The sequence below is a fragment of the Marinilabilia sp. genome (genome assembly GCF_016278715.1).
Lineage (GTDB): Bacteria > Bacteroidota > Bacteroidia > Bacteroidales > Marinilabiliaceae > Marinilabilia.
Window position 1 is genome coordinate 25,501 of record NZ_JADQBH010000167.1, and the last position, 19,774, is coordinate 45,274.

The 19,774-nt window shown below is 44.3% G+C and carries 14 protein-coding genes; 8 read left to right on the forward strand and 6 right to left on the reverse strand.

The features are described 5' to 3' along the window. Positions 1–2: 2 nt before the first annotated feature. The gene (locus QZZ43_RS10770; protein ID WP_291858913.1) at positions 3–983 is read right to left on the reverse strand and encodes a lysylphosphatidylglycerol synthase transmembrane domain-containing protein; all 981 of its coding nucleotides are present in this window, start codon (positions 981–983) and stop codon (positions 3–5) included. A 225-nt stretch (positions 984–1,208) separates the two neighbouring features. On the opposite strand from QZZ43_RS10770, the gene rsmA reads away from it, so the two are divergent. Beyond that, entirely contained in the window at positions 1,209–1,985 is a 777-nt protein-coding gene (rsmA, locus tag QZZ43_RS10775) for a 16S rRNA (adenine(1518)-N(6)/adenine(1519)-N(6))-dimethyltransferase RsmA (RefSeq protein ID WP_291858915.1), read from the forward strand. A 32-nt stretch (positions 1,986–2,017) separates the two neighbouring features. After that, complete coding sequence (gene mgtE / locus QZZ43_RS10780; RefSeq protein ID WP_291858917.1) at positions 2,018–3,382, forward strand: magnesium transporter; 1,365 nt, start codon at positions 2,018–2,020, stop codon at positions 3,380–3,382. 92 nt (positions 3,383–3,474) lie between these two features. On the opposite strand, the gene QZZ43_RS10785 is transcribed toward mgtE, so the two are convergent. The 5 genes from QZZ43_RS10785 to QZZ43_RS10805 all read right to left on the reverse strand — a co-directional run bounded on the left by QZZ43_RS10785 (position 3,475) and on the right by QZZ43_RS10805 (position 13,542). Then, a complete protein-coding gene (locus tag QZZ43_RS10785; RefSeq protein ID WP_291858919.1) occupies positions 3,475–5,121 on the reverse strand; it encodes an arabinan endo-1,5-alpha-L-arabinosidase in 1,647 nt (548 codons plus the stop codon). A 91-nt stretch (positions 5,122–5,212) separates the two neighbouring features. Continuing rightward, entirely contained in the window at positions 5,213–6,988 is a 1,776-nt protein-coding gene (locus QZZ43_RS10790; protein ID WP_291858921.1) for a RagB/SusD family nutrient uptake outer membrane protein, read from the reverse strand. A 23-nt stretch (positions 6,989–7,011) separates the two neighbouring features. After that, positions 7,012–10,248, reverse strand: coding sequence for a TonB-dependent receptor (locus tag QZZ43_RS10795; RefSeq protein ID WP_291858922.1), 3,237 nt, complete (start codon positions 10,246–10,248; stop codon positions 7,012–7,014). A 25-nt stretch (positions 10,249–10,273) separates the two neighbouring features. Continuing rightward, positions 10,274–11,980 carry a bacterial Ig-like domain-containing protein gene (locus QZZ43_RS10800; protein WP_291858924.1) on the reverse strand — a complete coding sequence of 569 codons (1,707 nt, stop codon included), beginning with the start codon at positions 11,978–11,980 and terminating at the stop codon, positions 10,274–10,276. Between the two features lie 842 nt (positions 11,981–12,822). Beyond that, the gene (locus QZZ43_RS10805; protein ID WP_291858926.1) at positions 12,823–13,542 is read right to left on the reverse strand and encodes an RDD family protein; all 720 of its coding nucleotides are present in this window, start codon (positions 13,540–13,542) and stop codon (positions 12,823–12,825) included. A gap of 211 nt (positions 13,543–13,753) precedes the next feature. Between QZZ43_RS10805 and QZZ43_RS10810 the strand changes: the two genes are divergently transcribed. The 6 genes from QZZ43_RS10810 to QZZ43_RS10835 all read left to right on the forward strand — a co-directional run. Continuing rightward, positions 13,754–14,746: a stage II sporulation protein M gene (locus tag QZZ43_RS10810; protein ID WP_291858928.1), complete on the forward strand. Its 993-nt coding sequence runs from the start codon at positions 13,754–13,756 to the stop codon at positions 14,744–14,746. Continuing rightward, the gene (locus QZZ43_RS10815) at positions 14,727–15,587 is read left to right on the forward strand and encodes a hypothetical protein (protein WP_291858930.1); all 861 of its coding nucleotides are present in this window, start codon (positions 14,727–14,729) and stop codon (positions 15,585–15,587) included. Before QZZ43_RS10810 ends, QZZ43_RS10815 begins: the two co-directional genes overlap by 20 nt. Continuing rightward, entirely contained in the window at positions 15,587–16,318 is a 732-nt protein-coding gene (locus QZZ43_RS10820) for a hypothetical protein (protein ID WP_291858932.1), read from the forward strand. Before QZZ43_RS10815 ends, QZZ43_RS10820 begins: the two co-directional genes overlap by 1 nt. Further along, positions 16,315–17,517, forward strand: a complete 1,203-nt coding sequence (locus QZZ43_RS10825) for a DUF4350 domain-containing protein (RefSeq protein ID WP_291858934.1) — start codon at positions 16,315–16,317, stop codon at positions 17,515–17,517. Before QZZ43_RS10820 ends, QZZ43_RS10825 begins: the two co-directional genes overlap by 4 nt. A gap of 2 nt (positions 17,518–17,519) precedes the next feature. Then, positions 17,520–18,524, forward strand: a complete 1,005-nt coding sequence (locus tag QZZ43_RS10830; protein ID WP_291858936.1) for a MoxR family ATPase — start codon at positions 17,520–17,522, stop codon at positions 18,522–18,524. A gap of 12 nt (positions 18,525–18,536) precedes the next feature. Next, positions 18,537–19,774: DUF58 domain-containing protein (locus QZZ43_RS10835; RefSeq protein WP_291858938.1), on the forward strand; the 1,238-nt coding region annotated here is incomplete at its 3' end.

Consider the following 19,774-nt stretch of genomic DNA (forward strand, 5'->3'; position numbering starts at 1 on the left):
TCTTACTCCTTTTTATTGATCAAAGGTATTGCTACGAGCGAAAGCAATCCGGTAATCATAATCATTCCATTTAGAGAACCGTGAACCAGCAAAGCAAAAGCAGCTGCCTGAGGTGCTTGCACGCCAAAAAAGAGCAGGGTGGAAATTACCATGAAATGATAGGGCCCAATTCCCCCTTGCACCGGTGCCACCATTCCGAAACTTCCTAAAACAAAGACTGCCAGCCCAGCTCCGGGCCCCAGCTCTCTGGTGAAAGGGAATCCAAAGAAACACACGTAAATCATCAGGAAGTAAAGGACAAAAATCAAAAGGGTGTGAAGGAAAAAGAGCGGTTTGTTCCTAACGTTTCTGTAAGAGAAAAGGCCTTCCTTGAATTTCAGCCACAGGTCTTTCAACCTGAAGTACATCTGGCTGTTAAGAATATTTTGCCTGAAAACCAGAATGGCTCCCCCGGCAAATAGAATAATCAGGGCAAACCACCACGAGGAAAAGAATTTAGCTAATCCTGATAAATCCATTTTGTTATTGACGAAATCAGCAAAAACGTTGTATTGAAGAACAATCATCAATCCCAAAGCAAGCAAAAGCATGATCAGATCTAAAACTCGTTCCGTAACGACGGTTCCCACCAGGCGGGTGAATGAAAGTTTTTCATATTTGCTGAGAACACCGCACCTGGATATTTCGCCCATTCGTGGGATGGCAAGGTTGGCCAGATAGCCGATCATTACGGCCAGAAAGGTATTGACAGCTCCCGGGCGCTTTTCAACAGGCTCAATAAGCATTTGCCAGCGGATTGTGCGACTAATGTGACTCAATAGCCCCATAATGAGGGAGAGAACAATCCACCCGTATCCCACATCGTTTTTCATGATTTCCAGCAGCTCATAGGGATTTTGATCCTTGTAAAGCCACCAAAGAATTATGATTCCCATCGACAAAAAGAGGAAGATGCGCAGACCTTTTTGTATTGATTTATTCATTCTTACTAGGTTGTCACTTGCTGATCTAAGGCAGATTATTTTGTTTGGTTAACCGGGTTCATGTTCGGGAAATAATACAAATTACATAAAATAAATGGTGGTCAATAATCGTCTCCCCACATAAAAACTTTACCTTTGCCCCGAAAATAATTTACAATTTTACAAAATACGAGCCTTTTTGCCAAAAGTTTTGTTTTTTATCAAAGTTGTTTGTTACTATGGAAGATGAGGAGAGTCAAACCCAAAAAATACTTAGGCCAGCATTTTCTCAACGATCAGCATATTGCTATGCAGATTGTGGAGTCGTTGCCCATCCCGCCTTTTAAGGTGTTGGAAATCGGGCCTGGTATGGGTGTGCTCACCGAACATCTCTCTAAAATCCCCGATATTGACCTCTCTCTGGTGGAGCTCGACACCGAATCGGTGGATTATCTCAATGTTCATTACCCAAATCTTTCATCAAAGATAATTGCTGCCGATTTCCTGAAAATGGACTTGTCGCAATATTTTTCCGATGAGTTTTCTATCATCGGAAATTTTCCTTACAACATTTCCAGTCAGATTTTCTTTAAAGTTCTGGAGCATCGCGACCTGGTTAAGCATGTTACCGGTATGGTGCAACGTGAAGTGGGAAAAAGACTTACTTCGGGCCCCGGCAGTAGAGAATACGGAATTCTTAGTGTGTTGATGCAGGCCTGGTATCATCCCGAGTATCTTTTCACGGTTGATGAGCATGTTTTTACTCCCCCACCTAAAGTGAAATCCGCAGTCATCAGGTTTACCCGTAACGATGTTATTGACCTTGGATGTGATGAAAAACTTTTTTTGAGAGTTGTAAAGACCGGCTTTAATCAGCGCCGCAAAACACTTCGAAACAGTCTTAAAACGTTTGGAATTGTTGCCGGGGAGGCCCATACACAGGCAATACTACAGAAGAGACCTGAGCAATTAAGTGTGGAAGAGTTTGTTGAACTTACAAATATAGTCGCTGCATCGTTATAGATGTATTGTTGAACTTCAAAAAACTAAGGGGTATGGCCAATTTTGAACTGACCAGAGAATTTGTGGATGACCTGAAGTTGCTGATTGACAATCAGGACAATGAATCAGTATCCCGGATTCTGGAGGAAATGCACCCCGCCGATATTGCGGAAATCTACGAAGAGCTCAATATTGAAGAGGCAAAGTATATCTATTTTCTGCTGGATGATGACAAGGCAGCGGATATGATTATTGAGTTGGATGAGAATGATCGTCTCAAGTTCCTCAGTGCTTTGCCCAGTGAAGTTATTGCCCGTAGGTTTATCGATAAAATGGATTCGGATGATGCTGCGGACGTAATCTCTGAATTTAACACTGACAGACAGCAGGAGGTACTCTCTTATATTGAGGATGTCAATGTGGCGGGTGATATTGTTGACCTTCTGAACTACGACGAGGATTCGGCCGGGGGTCTGATGGCCAAAGAGCTCATTAAGGTCAAGGAAAACTGGTCAATTCCCACTTGTCTTCGAAGCATGAGACAACAGGCAGTTAATGTGGATGAGGTATACTATGTTTATGTGGTGGATAATAATGGTGTTCTGAAAGGAACACTTTCGCTGAAAAAAATGCTTCTCAGTCCTGTGGATAAGCATGTTAAAGATATTTATTATTCTGATGTTATTTCGGTTGGGGTGGATGCTACTTCTGAGGAGGTCAGTAACATCATGACCAAATACGACCTGGTGGCTCTTCCTGTTGTTGATGCGGTGGGACGGCTTGCGGGACGAATTACCGTTGACGACGTAATGGATGTGATGCGCGAAGAGGCTGAGAAAGATTACGCTCTGGCATCGGGTATTACCGGTGATGTGGAATCGTCGGATAGTGTATGGGTTTTGACGCGTGCACGTGTTCCGTGGCTGCTTATCGGCTTGCTTGGAGGATTATTCGGCTCCAGAGTGGTCGGGAGTTTTGAAGGGGTTCTGGATATTTATCCGCAACTGGCCTTTTTTATGCCCCTGATTGCTGCCATGGGCGGGAACGTGGGTATTCAGTCGTCCGCCATCGTGGTACAATCCATCGCTGCAGGAACCATGGGATTCGACTCACCCCTGAAACGACTTTTTAAAGAATTCAGCGTTGCGTTTTTGAATGCGACAGTGCTTTCTGTGCTTGCATTTGCCTATAATTACCTTATTGGCTCGCCTGATGCACTCACTCTTACAGTTTCAGGCGCTATGTTTTCGGTGGTGATTTTTGCTTCGGTTTTTGGCGCACTGGTTCCTTTGTTGCTGAATAGAATTAAGATTGACCCCGCGGTGGCTACCGGTCCGTTTGTGACTACCTTGAACGACATTATCGGAATGGGAATTTATCTGACTATCGGAACTTACTTTTATCAATTGCTGGTGTAAGATTTTTAACATAGAAAGCGGGGGTTGATTTTTGTTTTACCGAAAATCAACCCCCGCTGTTTTGTAAGGTAATCTTTACCCGGTATTCATAATTATCTGGACTTTTTACCCCAATAGGTAGCGTTCAGATTTTTTTCCGTTCCTGCGTAAACGATGGTTACCCGTCGTGGGGTGGCTTCCCAGTCAACTTCGCGTTCAACGCAAACAATGACATTGCCCAGAGTGAGTTGTTTTTTTTCTTCATCATAGCTCCAGTCGCCTGTGAGGGCTCCCGACATTGTGCCGTCGGCATTAAGCGTGAGGGATGAAGCGGTGTTTTGTTGCGCGTATTTGTATTCAAGTTTTATGTGTTCCCATGTTCCAACAAGTGAATCTTTGGTTATTGTTCCATAATCCGGAACATCCGCAAAACGTTCGGGCAATGCGATTGGCCACAGATTATCGGGCTCACTTGCAGAAGCCGGACACCACACAATTTTGCGTACGTGGCCCATCATAATATAGTTATTAACGCTTTCCGGCAATCTTCCCTGCGACATGTAGAACCATTCGTTGGTATCTTCCTTCTGGAAAACGGCGCAATGTGAGATGCCTACCCATCCGGGGCTGAGATTGAACTTGTAGGGGTGGGTTACAATGGGGTAGGAATCTCCTTCTCCTTCTGTGAAATTATGACCTCTGATGTCAACATAAGGCCCTTCGATATTTTCGCTTCTGACCACCCGTGTGTTGTAGGGAACGCCAAGACCATCGTAGGCCATGAACAGATAGTAGTAACCATCCTTGTAAATAATTTCCGGTGCTTCGCTGGCCTGCCAACGAGAGTTTGCATTGCGTGTGCCAATTCTTTGCCCATATCGGGCTGTCAGTTCGCTGGCACTGTCGGCATAAGGTTCACCGAGTGTGTTGACCGGCTTACCGGTGGTTGCATCTACTTCCAATAGCGCAAATCCACTGTGCCAGGAGCCGTGTATCAGATAATGTTTCCCTCCGGGGGATACAATGTACGTTGGGTCAATGGCATTGTAATAGAAATATCCACTCCAGTCATTCGTGCTGGCGCGACTATAGTCCAGTCCAAGATCTGAAGAGGACGTTGTAACAAACCCTTTGTCTTCCCATACTGCTCCGGAAGGATCTGTCGATTCGCACATACCGATGAAGGCACGTTCTGTCCAGCTTCCATCAAAAGCTGTTGAAGTTGGATTACCTGTTTTTATGTAGTTATTAATTACTATGCTGTAGTACATACGCAGGATTTCTTGTCCTCCAACGTTTACGCGTCGGACTACCGGTGCCCAATACCCGTATTGGATTTCTTCTTCGGGAATGGCTTCCAATCCCATTCTTGACCGGACTGAGTTGAGTGAATCCGCTACCCATGAGGGTGGGTCATAAAACGGGGCACCTACCCAATCCCAGTTTACCAAATCTTTGGAACGCTTGCCCTGAAAATGGCCGTGTCCTTCGTGTTCATTTCCATACGAAGCGTCAGTGCCATACATATAGTAGTAACCATCGTAATAGGCAACTGACGGGTCGTGAACGTTGGCAAGATTCCACTCGCTACGGTTGGCCCACGATGCTATGGATGAATAGTCGTCGGCATAGGTCGGGATGGACCACTCGGTCTCAGTCTTCGGTTCATCTTCCTCCGGTTCAACAACATCGTCCTTACACCTCGTAAATAGCAGAGCAATTATGCTAAATGATAAAATCAGAAAATACTTCAGTCTCATGGCTAATATGATTTTTGGAAAAAAACTTCCTTACCAACAAACATTTACTGACAGGTTGATAAGGAAGTTTCAATAAATAAGCAGATTTTATCTACTCTAACTCAACAACCGGTCGGATGTTGTATTTCTCTTGGAATGCCGGAGCATTATCTATGCTTTTGTTTGCCGAGTTTCCATCAAGATTTGGGTTGGCATTGAGTATGTTTTGGAAAAGTGGGAAATATTCATGTCCCGGATTGTAATACTGGAACGATGAACCACTGGCCGTCTCAGCAGTAACTACATCTGTACTGGCAATGATGTCGCCTGCCTCATTCTTCGGAGCCAGTATGTAATATCCATGCTCAACCAGTTGATTCAGACGTGATTGGTTGTAGAAGAAACCCCAGCGAATCAAATCGATTCCTCTGCCGTTTTCGCAACCGAATTCTTTTGGACGTTCAACATTTGCTATTTGTTCGAAAAGATGGTCGGCAGAGGGGAAATCTGCCAGCTCAAGGTCCGGTAAAGCTACGCGACGACGTACCTGGTTAATGTAATCAATTGCCGTTTGGGTAGGGCCGTTGATTTCGTTTTCGCATTCTGCTGCCCGCAAAAGAACATCACTATAACGCATCAGGCGCAGGTTTACTCCGCACTGCAATCCGTTGGTAATGGTTGAATAAATGTTGTTCCTTGCGTTTGTCCATTTTGCGATGGAGATGCCTCCCTGCGCACTGTTGGACAAAGGTGTCCTGGTTATTTCTTCCTGATATACAATGTTGCTGCGAGGATCTCCGTTGGGATAGGAAGCTGTTGCCTGGTCGGTATAATTGCTGTATTCATCTTCGTAGGTAACCAAAGTCCAATATAAACGAGGATCCAGGCGTCCATCGGTGGAGGTCTCTTCTTTAAAGAGATTATACAACCAGGGAGAACCTGCAAGGTCACCCCAACTACCCAACTCCTGTGAAGCGTAGTTGCTTTCCACTGCATGCCCCTGAGTTGCTTCTGAACTGATATTTACGGGTGTCCACTCTTCGTCGGTACCTCCTGTGCCATAATCCATAAATTGAACTTCGAAGAGGCTTTCAGCATTGTTTTCTGTGTTTTCTTTGAAGTTGTCACCGTAGTCGTTCATCAACTCGTAATGTCCATACTCTCCGGCAATGATGTCCTGGAGAATGAGGTAAGCCTCGGTGAATTTGTGGCGGAACATCAGGGCACGAGCCATGTATCCTGCAGCAGCACCGGAGGTGGCACGTCCTTGTGCCCATTCGCCACCTGCATCTCTTGACGGGAGCATTTCCATAGCCTGCCCGAGGTCAGTTTCAATTTGGTCAAAGATTTCATCCTGAGTGCTGTTGGATGCAAACATGGTATTCATGTCTGAATAAGATTCATAGTCCGTAATAAGAGGCACAGTCTGGTAGTAGGTGGACAAATGGTAATATGCCAAGGCTCTGAGGAATAGCGCCTGTCCGGCTATTTCATTATACGAATCTTCAGACATTTCAACCTCATCAACTTTTGATAAAATATAGTTGGTACGATTCACTACATGATACCAGTCACGATAGGGCCACATGTCTCCAATTTCGTTGGTGCCGGGAGAGTTCAGCCGGTCGTAGTCGATATACCATTGCTGAGATGAGTTCCAGACCTCGTCACCACGTACTGCATCCAGCGTGTAACCGACACGGGCAAATGACCCTTCAAGACGAATACGGTTGTAGGCAGCAATAACCACTTCCTGAAGTTCTGCTTCAGAATCGCCAAAATCGACAGTTGTTTGTTCGTTGGGGTTCGTAACATCGAGCTGGTCATCGCAGGCTGTCAGGCCTCCGATAAGTGCCAATATTAGAATGAATATATTTAACTTTTTCATGTTGATCTTTTTTTAGATTGTTTTTAGAAGGACAAGTTAACACCAAACATAACGGTTCGTGGTGTCGGATACGAAGCATAGTTGTAACCTGGAGTAAATGTACCTCCGGCGAAATCTACGTTATACCCTTTGTACTTAGTAATGGTGGCCAGATTTTGTCCGGTGGCATATACACGAACATTGCTGATGTATCCGTTAAACCATCTATCGGGGAAATTATATCCTAAAGTGACGTTGGAAATTTTCAAATAGGTTGCATCCTGAATAAACCGCTCGCTGAACATGTCATTGGTAACGGAACCTTCGGGAGTGTATGCAACTCGCGGTACATCGGTGTTGGTGTTATCCGGAGTCCAGGCATTCAGCAGATCAACACTTTTATTGAGTGTGCGGTAAGAGCCGCGTAATGTCATGTCAACAAAGTCCACAGCTTTAAATCCAGCTGCCCCAAATGTGGAGATGCTCAAATCGAAACCTTTCCACTCAACGCGTGCATCCAGACCGAAATTGACGTCGGGTAAACCACTGCCAAGAATTTTTCGGTCGGCATCGGTGATTTTGCCATCGGGAACGGGGTTGCCGTTCTCATCAATGGTGCCATCCTCTGATGCAATATCGGCGTAGATTACATCACCCGGTTTTGCGTCCGGGCGGTTTACGAGTTGCCCTTCTGAATTAGTGTAGTTGTCGATCTCCGCTTGCGATTGATAGATTCCGTCGTAAGCGTAACCAAAGAACTCACCGACTTCACGACCAACCTCTGTGCGTGTGTAGCCGTCAATTCGTGATTCACCTGAAACACCCAGGTTTGTGACTTTGTTTTTAAGAGTTGATGCGTTTGCAGTAATCTCATACTTTACAGCATGTTGACGATTCCGATACGAAACCAGGAATTCAAGCCCTGAGTTTTCCATTGTCGCTGCATTCATCTTTACAAATTCATTGGTTACACCGGCGCTGAAAGGAACTCTAACATCATAATGGAGGTCTTCTGAAGTTGACTTATACCAGTCGAAAGTAAATTGCATTTTATTGTTGAACATCGCGAGGTCAAGACCAACGTCAATGGTTTTCTTCTTTTCCCATCGCAGCGTGGGGTTCACATAGTAGGATACTGCAGAACCGGTAACCTTGTTGTTGGCAAAACTATAGGTATAGTCCCCTCTTTGCATTGTAGTTGCATATTCGTAGGGGCCCAGGTTTGTATCGTTACCGAGTTCACCATAACTACCGCGAACCTTAAACATGTTAATGATTGACTCATCCACAGGGAAGAAATTTTCACGCTCGATACGCCATCCGGCAGATGCCGACTTGAAAAATTCCGAACGATCTACCGACAGGCGGCTTGATCCATCGCGACGACCGGTTAATGAAATAAGGTATTTGCCGTCGAAATTGTAATTCACACGGCCGATATAGGAGGCCAGTAAGTCTTCTCTTTCGTAAGTTGACGCCTGCGTGTCTGCTGCGTTTCCAACTTGCAGGAAGTATGGTTCAGGCATGTTATTTCCTATCCCTGTGAGGGTATGTTCGGTGTTGCGCTCAAAGGTCTGACCAAGAACTGTATTTATTTCGTGCCGTCCAAAGGAGGCATCGTAATTGATATAGTTTTCGATAAGTGATGCACTATAGCTGCGATAACCTTGTGTCAGAACTTCATTGCTTTTTGAGAGGTAGTTTGTTGTACTCTGGATAAATGCAGGTACAAAAGTAAAATCCTTTGCAGTGGTTTTGCTGTAAGACACATTGAGGTTGTAGTTGAATTTGTGGTTGTCGCTTTGACGTCCCACCATGTCTATCAGGTCAACTTTTGCTGATCCGGAAGCTACGAAACGGTCAACCACTGAGTTTCTCTCCAAAAGACCATTGGTAAGCAGAACGTTGGTTACCCGCAGGTCTCCATGTACGTCGTCGTAGTAGGTACCATAACCAAATGAGTCGTAACGGTATTGTGAAGCTGCCGATAATTTGTCGTCCAGCACCCAGGTTGACTTGTCATAAGCTTTAATGGTTGGCGGTGTAATCAGCGCTGAGGCCATCACCGGGAACTGTTGACCATAGAGGCCCTCTACGTACTCGTTGGCGTTACTCAGGGCCATATTGTCCTGGTTGCTATGGCTATACACTAAACTGGTTTTCACTTCAAGGAATTTTACGCTCATGGTATTGTTGGCGCGGGCAGTGTATCGCTCGAAGTTAGGTCCGGCACCTTCGATGGTTCCTTCCTGAGTGTAATAATCAAGTGCTACGTTGTAAGTATTGTTTGCGCCACCTCCCGAGAAATTAACGTTGTGGTTCTGGCGAATCCCTGTTTTAAAAGCCTCATCCTGCCAATCCGTGTTAACTACATTGGGGTCAATGTACTTGGAGCTATTAGGGTCATATCCTGCCGGAACGTCCATTCCGCTGTTCCCATAAGCCATGGTAACGTATTCTCCATATTGTTTGGAGTCCATAACTTCATAGACTCCGTCTTCTACCTGGTCGATGCCATAGTAACCGCTGTAGTCTATTCTCAGAGGTTGATCCTTTTTACCTTGCTTGGTGGTGATGATAATTACACCGTTGGCAGCACGTGAACCATATATGGCGGCTGCCGAAGCATCTTTCAATACCTGAAGGCTTTCGATATCATTAGGCGAGAAGTCGCGAATGGTAGTTCCCATTGGTACCCCATCAACCACATAGAGCGGATTGGAGTTGCCAAATGTACCGATACCACGAACACGTACGGAGGGGTCTGCTCCGGGTTGTCCGTCAGAAGTAATCCGAACACCGGCAACTTTTCCCTGCAGCATGGTTGAGATGTTTGACTTTGATACTTTTTTCATCTCTTCGGTGTCGACAACAGCGACTGAACCGGTAAGGTCGGCCTTGCGCTGTGTACCATAACCGACTACCACCACCTGATCGAGTTGTCTAACGTCAGAAGCTAATGTAATGGTACCCAGGTTGGTGGTTCCGTCAACGCTGACCTCAGTACTTTCAAATCCGATAAAAGAGATTTTTAGTGTCGCATCAGCAGGAACTGAAAGTGAGAAATTACCATCAATATCGGTAATTGTACCATAGGTGGTACCTGTTTGTTGTACAGTGGCACCGATAAGAGGTTCCCCTTGCTCATCAATGATTTTACCCGTTACTGTTATATTATCTGCCTGCAGTATTGCAGCCTGCTCGGGGTTGCCGTTCCTTTCTGCGAAAGTGGCTGTTGAGAAGGCCAGCAATCCTAAAAGGATTAAAAATATATATTTCATAGTTTAATGTCTTTTGTGTTGTTGATTATTCAGTAAATACGATATATGCTCCTTCTAATACAAACGCAGTGTTCAGGTCGGAACTATCTACGATTATTCCTTCATAACTTTGGAAATGTGTTTCACCGGTGGCATAAGTAACATCGTAACGAATATCTGCCGTGTCGTCACCATTATTAGTAATTGTGATGACAACTTCAGAGCCATTGAGGTTTGAAGCAAACGTTTCAAAATTCCAGTCGCTTGAAACAGCAAGATTTGGATTATTGTCATAGCCTGTGCCCCATCCGAAGTGATCCATTCGAACTACAGCATATTCAGTCAGATCGGCTTTTCGCAGAATTGTTGAAGGACTGTTATAGTTGTTTGCCTCGTTGGAGTAGCAATACATTGTGAATGTTTTGCTTTCACCGGCTGGTACTGCGTAGTCAGCTGAAAATTCTGTCCACCAGGCAGTCGAAAAGTCGTTGGCACCCACCTGACCTACACCCTCAATCAGGGTTAGAGGAACATCTGCCGTTACTGTACTCATTGCCCCTTCATAAGAAACAACGGCATTCTGAGCTCCGGCAGCAGGCTGAATTTCACTGAACTGGAGAGCGGAGTGTTCCAGTGTACTTGTGGTTCCATCAGAATAGGTCGCTGTAACAACCATTCCCTGAGGATCAAAAATAATTGGGTTACTACCGTAGTAATAATAGGTGGTAATATCTGGCTGGGAAGTAATCTCCAGGCTTGAAACGGAGTTGGTTACTTCCAGAGTGTAATAGGTTGATACTGCTTTAGTGTATTCGCCTTGTTTGGTTTTGTTATACGCCAAAATGACGGTCTTTTCACCAAGGGTTGTCATATCAGGAATCACGCTGAATGAAATATCTGCCGTATCAACCTGTTCAGAAGAGCCGTCAGCGAAAGTGACGGTGGCTATTCCGTTACCCCAGAAATCTTCATTTCCTATTTCCACAAAATCAGGAGTCCCGTCAATTGCGATTGAGGTAGGTTGCACATCTTCTACAACAGTTATCTCGGATGGTAAAAGGTATGCCCGTTCCATCTCCATATAGCTGGCGTCTGAAATTAAGAAAGCCACAATATCTTCAGTTGCAGAAACAGGTTGTTGATATGTCAGAACCAATTCTGTACCATTTGTTCCAACGGCCGTAGCTGTTACAAATGCATTTCCGGTAACAGAGTGGTCGATTTCAATAGTTACTTGAGCTCCGTCCATGGTAGCCCTAAAGTCATTCCAAATATCTTCATCACCGTCGGTATCGGGATAGTTATGGGATACCAGACCGAGATCAAAGTCATCATTGCCCCAACCATACGCATCTGAGCGAAGGACAAAATATTCTGCATAATTGTCTGCATCGCGATCCGCGACATTGGCCACGGCAAGATTCCAGTTATTCCAGTTGTTTGCACTTCCTCCGTTGTGGTTAACAAACTCCAATACCAATTTCTTGTTTGCAGGGATGGTGAAGTAATCAGAGAATGCAGTGAACCAGGCAGAACTATAATCCTCTGCACCGACAGCGGCTGTTGCAATGTCAATGTAGGTGGTATCACCTGTGTCCACACTTGCTTTAGCCGCAGCAATTGAGTCGATCTCGCTCTGTAAATCTGCGGGCGCATCAATTGTGTAAGTATCCAGCTCTTCGCATCCGACTAAGGCAAATATTGCCAAAATGGAGGCGAATAAAGCGCGCTTCATCAGTTTTGTTGTTTTCATAAATTTAGATTTAATTTTTATTGATTTCATCCTTCTCAGTTGTTAGTCTTGTTTCCCGGGCTTAATTCAGGCACTGTACCGGAAAATCAGTTGTTAATCAAGGGTTTTTAGCCGGATTCTGGCGAAACCTCTTATAATGAGTTTCAACAACATTATATTCGTTATTTTCATAGTTTTTGAGTTTATGACGGGCTGCAGATTTTGTCTGAAATTAATACTGCTAAATTAAGGTGATGTCTTTTGGTTGAGGTGGATTAATGGTTTTGTGTGGTGGAGTTTGGTGTAAAATGTGAAATAAGTTTAAAAAATCACTAATTATTGAAAGCAATTGTAAACCAGATAGATAGTGGTGATTGTTGTAGCCTTGAAACATTTATCCCCCCCACAGGAATCAAATATCCTCTTAATAAAGCTTCAATGTCTCTTAAAAAACGTCAATTGACGGAGTTTTGTTATGGTGGGAATAATTCCTGCGGGCTTTTTATTTAGATTCAAATGGTTAAACCAGGCGGCCTAAGCGGGGCGTGTGTTGATTGGAGAGATAAAAATTATTTTGTCGGTAGTATGCTGTAGGGATTCCTGTCACTGATATATCCAAAAAATTAACAAAACCTTAATAAATAGCATATTGATAGAACGGATTGATGCCTGAGGTTTCAATAAAAATGGTATCTCCAAGGGTGTTGTTGAGTATCGACCAGGTGGTTTTGTGGAGCCGCTGTCTGCAATCAATAGCATATTGGGATCTTTTTTTGTCGCCGATAATAGAAGGAAAATAAAATGAGGGAAACAGTCAGGAGCTAACAGCTGCCTGCCACGAGCTCGCAGCTAACAGTTAACTCCTAACCCCTGTGACATGCATTGTAATCCTTCACCATACTTCTCAGATACTCAATGTCCGATTGTTTTGCAGTCGTATTGGTCTTTTTTTCGATAGCTTCGCGTGTGTTGGAAAGTAATTGAATGTAGGTGTCGGGGCGGTTGTTTCCGGTGGTGGTCTGGATGACTTCCTGGATAAGCTGAACATCCTGATCGGTGAGTATTTCAGCTTCAGGATATCGCGGTTCATAATTTTCCTCCACTTCGGTCCACAACGTTTGCTGAAATGTATGTTTGCGGGAAGTTTTCAGGATGGTGGTTCCAGCTGCAAAATCCCCAAGGCGCTGCCCTTTTCCATTGACAATGATAAAGATGGTGGCAAGCGCTCCGGAGGTGAGGCCTACATCGAATAACCGGAAAATCCAGCGGACAAAACAACTTCCGGGTGTTAGTTGGGAACCGTCGGCTTTAAAAACTTTAATGTTCATCATTTTTTTACCAGGACTCTGGCCCTGAAATAGAAGTTCAAACAGGAAATGGTAAAAAGGCAGAGGGAGAAAAAGCAGGAAGAGCATTATTTCAGCATCCATTTGAAGCCAGGCAACGAAGATCAGCATAATGGCTAATGCGTAAACCCCCATTATTAATATATCCAGTAACCAGGCAAGAATTCGGTCGGCTATACTGGCAACGGGAAATTCCAGCGATACATTTTGGGTGGTGTTTAAATGAAGTGTTTCCATAAGGAAATTGGGCAAAGTTAGTTCAACGAGTAAGCAAATATAATAATTTTCGCGGCTCAACAGTTTTTCTTTTCGGAATCAGTTGTTTTATTGTTTTTTATCATTAGGTTCTTTTTGTATTATTTCAGTTTCCCGTCAAAAAGCCATAACGAATGAGCGCTTACTTGTAAATTTTTAATTATTTTGGGCACGATTTTAATAAAAACCCTGTGTGAGAGAAGTAACCTTTATAAACCGAAACCGAAAACGCTGGCAGGACTTTGAGAATAGAATCACTGATCCGCGGCATATGCAACCCGATGAACTGGCTGATCACTACATTCAGCTCACGGATGATCTTTCCTATGCGCGTACCTTCTACCCCCGGTCGTCGGTGGTTCAGTATCTCAATTCCCTTAGCAGTAAAGCCTACCATCTGATATATCAGAACAAAAGAGAGAAATCTTCCCGTCTCAGCACCTTTTGGACCCGCGAATTACCAATCGATTTGTACGACGCACGATATAGTTTTCTGTTATCTCTTGTAATTTTTGTGGTGTCCATGCTGATTGGTATGGCATCCGCACTTGAAAACGATGATTTTGCACGCCTGGTGATGGGCGATGAGTACATAAACAGAACCCTGGATAATATTGAGCGGGGAGATCCTTTGGCTATTTATGGGTCGATGGAGGAGGTGCCGATGTTTTTGATGATTACAGGCAACAATATTTTTGTCTCTTTTGTGGTCTTTCTTTTTGGATTGCTCACTCCGCTGGGAACAGCCTTTCATTTATTTCGCAATGGTCTCATGGTGGGGGTATTTCAAACATTCTTTTTTCAGCATTCCCTTCTTTCCGTATCTTCTCTGGGCATTTATTTGCATGGTACACTAGAACTTTCAGCGATAGTTCTTGCGGGGGGTGCAGGAATAGTGCTGGGCAGAAGTATGCTTTTTCCGGGCACACTTCCCCGAAAGACTGCTTTTGTTAACGGGGTGAAGAAAGGCACGAAAATCATGCTGGGTCTGGTGCCGTTTTTTATTATAGCGGGCTTTATTGAGAGTTTCGTGACCCGTTATTACAATGAAATGTCGATGTTTGTTAATTTGTTGATTATCAGCTTGTCATTGGCTATTATTTTAGGCTACTTTGTCTATTATCCCTTTTATATTCATAAACAATTAACCCAAAAAAATTTGAACGATGAACAATTCCGAAATTGAATTGGTGAAATACCGCGATTTTAGTGATGTTTTTAATGGCTCCTTTGCTTTTATTTCGCAGGAGATGAAACAGTTATTTCGCGTTATTGGCATATATGCCGGTGTGCCGGTTATTGTTTCCGTGATTTTAAGCGCCCTTTATGCGCAGGATACGATGGCCACAGTTATGGAAATAATGAATGGCGGAAATACTGCCGGGCCGGATCCGGTGTTGATATTTTTGACCTTCTTGGTGAGTTTTGTTGCTCAGGTGTTTATTGGTGGTTTGGTGCCTGCATATCTGGGCGAGTACGAGGATAAAGGCCGTAATGGTTTTACAGCAGCCGATGTATGGAACCGTTTTGCCCGTCATTTTTGGGCTATTGTCGGATATAGTCTTCTGGCAGCGCTTTTGCTTATGTTGGGCTTTGTGTTCCTGATTATTCCGGGTATTTATCTTTCTGTTCCTTTTTCTTTTATTCTTTATGTAAAAGTGATTGAGAATAAGGATTTGGGTGATACCCTCAGTCGTTGTTTTCAATTGGTTAAAAACCGGTGGTGGGCTACTTTCGGGATCATTATTCTAGCTTACCTGATTATGGGAATTGTAGGCTGGTTATTTTCTCTTCCTTCGATGATAGTTGGTGGAATTGAAGGGTATATGGTGGCCTCAGGAGCAAAAGAAGCCATGGAGGGCGGTTCGTTGGCCATTGTTCTTAGTACCATTTTTGCCGGACTGGGACAATATCTTTTGTACCCTGTTCTTTATGTCATTATTGCATTCCAATATTATACACTCCGGGAACAAAAAGACCGGTCAGGTTTGATGGATCGGATTTCATCTATAACAGGAGAGGAATAATGCCGAGATTTCTACTGCTCTTATTCATTTGTTTATTTGTTGGTTCGGATTTTTACTCCGGGGCACAGATGTCGGCTGATTCTATTTCTGTGGATGAAGTTGAAGTATGGGACCAGGGGGCGGTGAATTACCGAACTCCGCCTTACGAGCAAATTGAGCAGTGGAAAACCGATCCTGATTATCTTTATGACCGGGCTGATGGCCCCGGTTTTTGGAATTATCTTCTGACACGGATTTTTTATTGGTTGGGCTCGTTTGTGGGAAACCGTCCCTGGTTTTTTTACGTGATTCTGGCCTTTGCAGGGCTCTTGGTACTTTATCTTCTTTTGCGGTTATTGGATGTTCCCGTAGCCGGATTGTTTGTTATTTCGCATCAAAGAACCGAATCACGCCTCCGATTTACTGATGATGCACATGATTATACTACCCCAAAACTACTGGAAATGCTTCAGATGTTTCGAAACAATAAGGCATGGAGAGAGGCGGTCAGGATGATGTTTCTGCTATATCTGAGAGAACTGGATGGTAAAGGTGAGATAGCCATCAAACCATTTAAAACCAATCAGGAATATTACCGGGAAATTTCTGACACTAAGATTAAAGAAGACTTCCGAAAACGGAAACGACTTTTTGATGTGGTATGGTATGGTCACGTAGACCTGGACGTCAATCAGTTTAAGCAGGTTGAAAGGCTTTTCAACAGTCAGAAAGGGAAGGAGGTACCGGCATGAGTAAACCCCCAAAGAATCATTCTTTCCTTACATGGATTATTGGATTTTTATTGCTCCTGCTTGTGGTGGCTGCTATCTTTGCTCCAAGGCCGATTGACTGGAGTTACAGTTTTTCCAAAAACGATAAAATTCCTTTTGGCACCCAACTGGTTTATGAAACTTTACCGGCTCTTTTTCCTGAGCAGGAAATGGTAACTGCCTGGTTGAATCCTAAATCTTTCTTCGACAATAAAATACCGGTTAATTCCAACTTTATTTTTATCAACGGCCGGATAAAAATGGAGGATGAGGATGCCCGGGAACTGATTAAAGTTGCTTCGGAAGGAAATCATGTGTTTATTGCTGCCGAGCATGTTTACGGATTGCTGGCAGATACTTTTCAGCTAGATTTTGAGCCGGAAATAGTTCCCAATGTCGATTTCTTTAACCGCGATTCTGTGGGCTTTCATTTTGCCAACCCCAAACTTAAAAAGCAATTTGGTTACTGGTATCCACGGTGGATGACCCGGTTTTATATTACGGATTATGACTCAACTCGTACTACCGTGCTGGGGCACGACCACCAGGGGAAAACCAATTTTATTAAAGTTAAGCAGGGTAACGGATTCTTTTATTTTAACAGTAATCCGCTGGCCTTCACCAATTATCATTTGCTTTCGCGCAATAACAGTGAATACATTTTTAAGGCATTGTCGTATCTTCCGGTACAGGCAACTGTTTGGGACGAGCATTACAAGCCCGCCTCCTTTCATCAGGAGGGATTATTCGATTTTGTGCTAAAAAACAGGTCATTGCGTGTTGCCTGGTATGTTTTGTTTTTCAGTATCCTGATGATGTTTATTTTTGGTGCCCGACGAAAACAAAGGGCTATTCCGGTTTTGAAAAAGCCTGAAAACACCTCGCTTAGTTTTGTGGCTACCGTTGCAAGGCTCTATTTTAGCCGGCGCGATCATCTGGATATTGCCCGAAAACGATATACCTATTTTCAGGAATTCCTTCGAAACCGTTATTATATGGATACCGCCGGGGATGAAAGCAAAGTGATTGCTGAAGTCTCGCGGAAGTCAGGAGTGTCGGAACGTTCCGTGGCTGCTTTGTATAAGATGGGCAACCGGCTGGAGCATTTGCGACAAATATCCCAGGAAGACCTGGAACAGTTTAACAGACAAATAGAATTTTTTTACAATAACTGCCGATAATTATGGAGTTGAACAATCAAACCAACGACGACGGAAAATCTTTGTTCGAGAGCCGTCTCAACGTAGAGGAACTGAACCATGCAGCGTTTAAGATCCGCAACGAAATCGGGAAAGTAATTGTGGGCCAGGAGCGGGTGCTGGACTATCTGCTCACAGCTCTGCTGGCCAACGGGCATGTTTTGCTCAAAGGAGTTCCCGGTATTGCCAAAACAATGATTGCCAAATTGCTTTCAAAATGCGTGGATACCGGTTTTTCCCGGATTCAGTTTACCCCCGACCTGATGCCCTCTGATGTACTGGGAACCATGGTTTTTCATTCGGCCCGTTCCGATTTTGAATTCAATAAAGGCCCTGTGTTCTCAAATTTTGTATTGATCGATGAGGTCAACCGGGCTCCTGCCAAAACTCAGGCGGCATTGTTTGAGGTGATGGAGGAGCGTCAGGTGACGATTGATGGCCAAACGCACCCCATGGATCGTCCTTTTATTGTGTTGGCGACCCAAAACCCGGTGGAGCATGAGGGTACCTATCGATTGCCTGAAGCCCAGTTGGATAGGTTCCTCTTCAAAATCAAGATTGATTACCCGTCGGTGGATCAGGAGGTAACCATTCTCCAAAACACCCAGGAAAGGGGTGTCGCAATGGAAATGGATCAGGTTTCACCGGTTATCTCTGCCGAGGAGATTGTTGATTTCCAGAAACTGGTCACCCAGGTAAAAGTGGAACATGATATCCTGAGTTATATTGCCAACATCGTTGAGAAGACCCGGAACAACAGCAGTCTTTTTCTGGGAGCTAGTCCACGGGCTTCCATCGCCATTCTGAAATCGGCTAAAGCTTTTGCGGCACTGGAAGGTCGCGATTTTGTAACTCCTGAAGATGTGAAAGAGATGGTGGTTCCCGTGTTGAATCACCGGGTTATTCTTACGCCCGAAAAAGAGATGGAAGGACTGAAACCCGAAAATGTGATTAAACGGATTGTGGACTCAGTGGATGTGCCCCGATAAATAAGTCTGTGGATGACCTTTAAAGCTATATATCTGCGAAACCGCGTTTATTACGGTCTGGCATTACTGATTGTTCTGTTTTTGCTGGGACATTTCTGGCACCTCTTCTTTGTGCTGGGATTGGTTGGACTTACTGCGTTCTTTTCGCTGGTAATCATCGATCTGATGATGTTGTTTCCCCGTCAAAAAAGGATTTTAACCGGACATCGCAATATTCCGGATCGATTTAGCAATGGTGATGCCAACAAAGTTTCTGTGGATATTGAGAATTACTATCCTTTCAGGCTGGGCATTGAGGTAATTGAAGAGTTACCTGCTCAGTTTCAGATTCGGAACTTTTATCGGCAGGCCCGGCTGAACCCCGGAGAAGCCTGGTCTTTCTCGTACACTTTAACTCCTGTTGAACGTGGTGAATATCATTTTGGCTTTCTCAATGCTTTTATTCATACCCGTCAGGGACTTCTGGGGCGCCGCATTCGTCTGGCACAGCCTGCCAAGGTAAAGGTTTATCCATCGTTTATTCAGATGCGCCAATTTGAGTTAATGGCCATCTCGGATCGCCTGAGTGAGGTGGGCATCAAAAAAGTCCGCAAGTTTGGTCATCAAATGGAGTTTGATCAGATTCGGGAATACATCAAAGGAGACGACATCCGCACCATCAACTGGAAAGCCACTGCCCGGCGGGATCAGTTAATGGTGAACCAGTACCAGGATGAAAAATCACAACAGATTTTTTCTTTAATCGACATGGGCCGAACCATGCAGATGCCCTTCAACGGTCTCACATTGCTCGATTATTCCATCAATACCTCATTGGTGCTTTCTAATATTGCCATGCTTAAGCACGATAAGGCGGGACTCGTTACCTTCAACGAAAAGATAAAATCTATGGTGCCGGCCCGGCGCGAACCCAATCATCTTCAGCTGATTATGGAGATGCTGTACAATCAGCAGACCGGATTTCTGGAGCATAATCTGGAGGCCCTCTATGCCATTGTCAGGAAGAAAATTCCTCAACGTAGTTTGCTGATACTCTACACCAATTTCGAGAGTCTCAAATCGGCCCGCCGTGAGTTGCCTTTTCTGCGTCGCCTTGCGGCCAGTCATTTGTTGCTGGTCGTGTTTTTTGAAAATTCCGAAGTGGGCAAGTTGATTTTAAATGAAGCCAACGACCTGGAAGACATCTATCGTCAGACGATTGCCGAAAAGTTTATGTTCGACAAGAAAATTATCGTTAAAGAACTCGAACG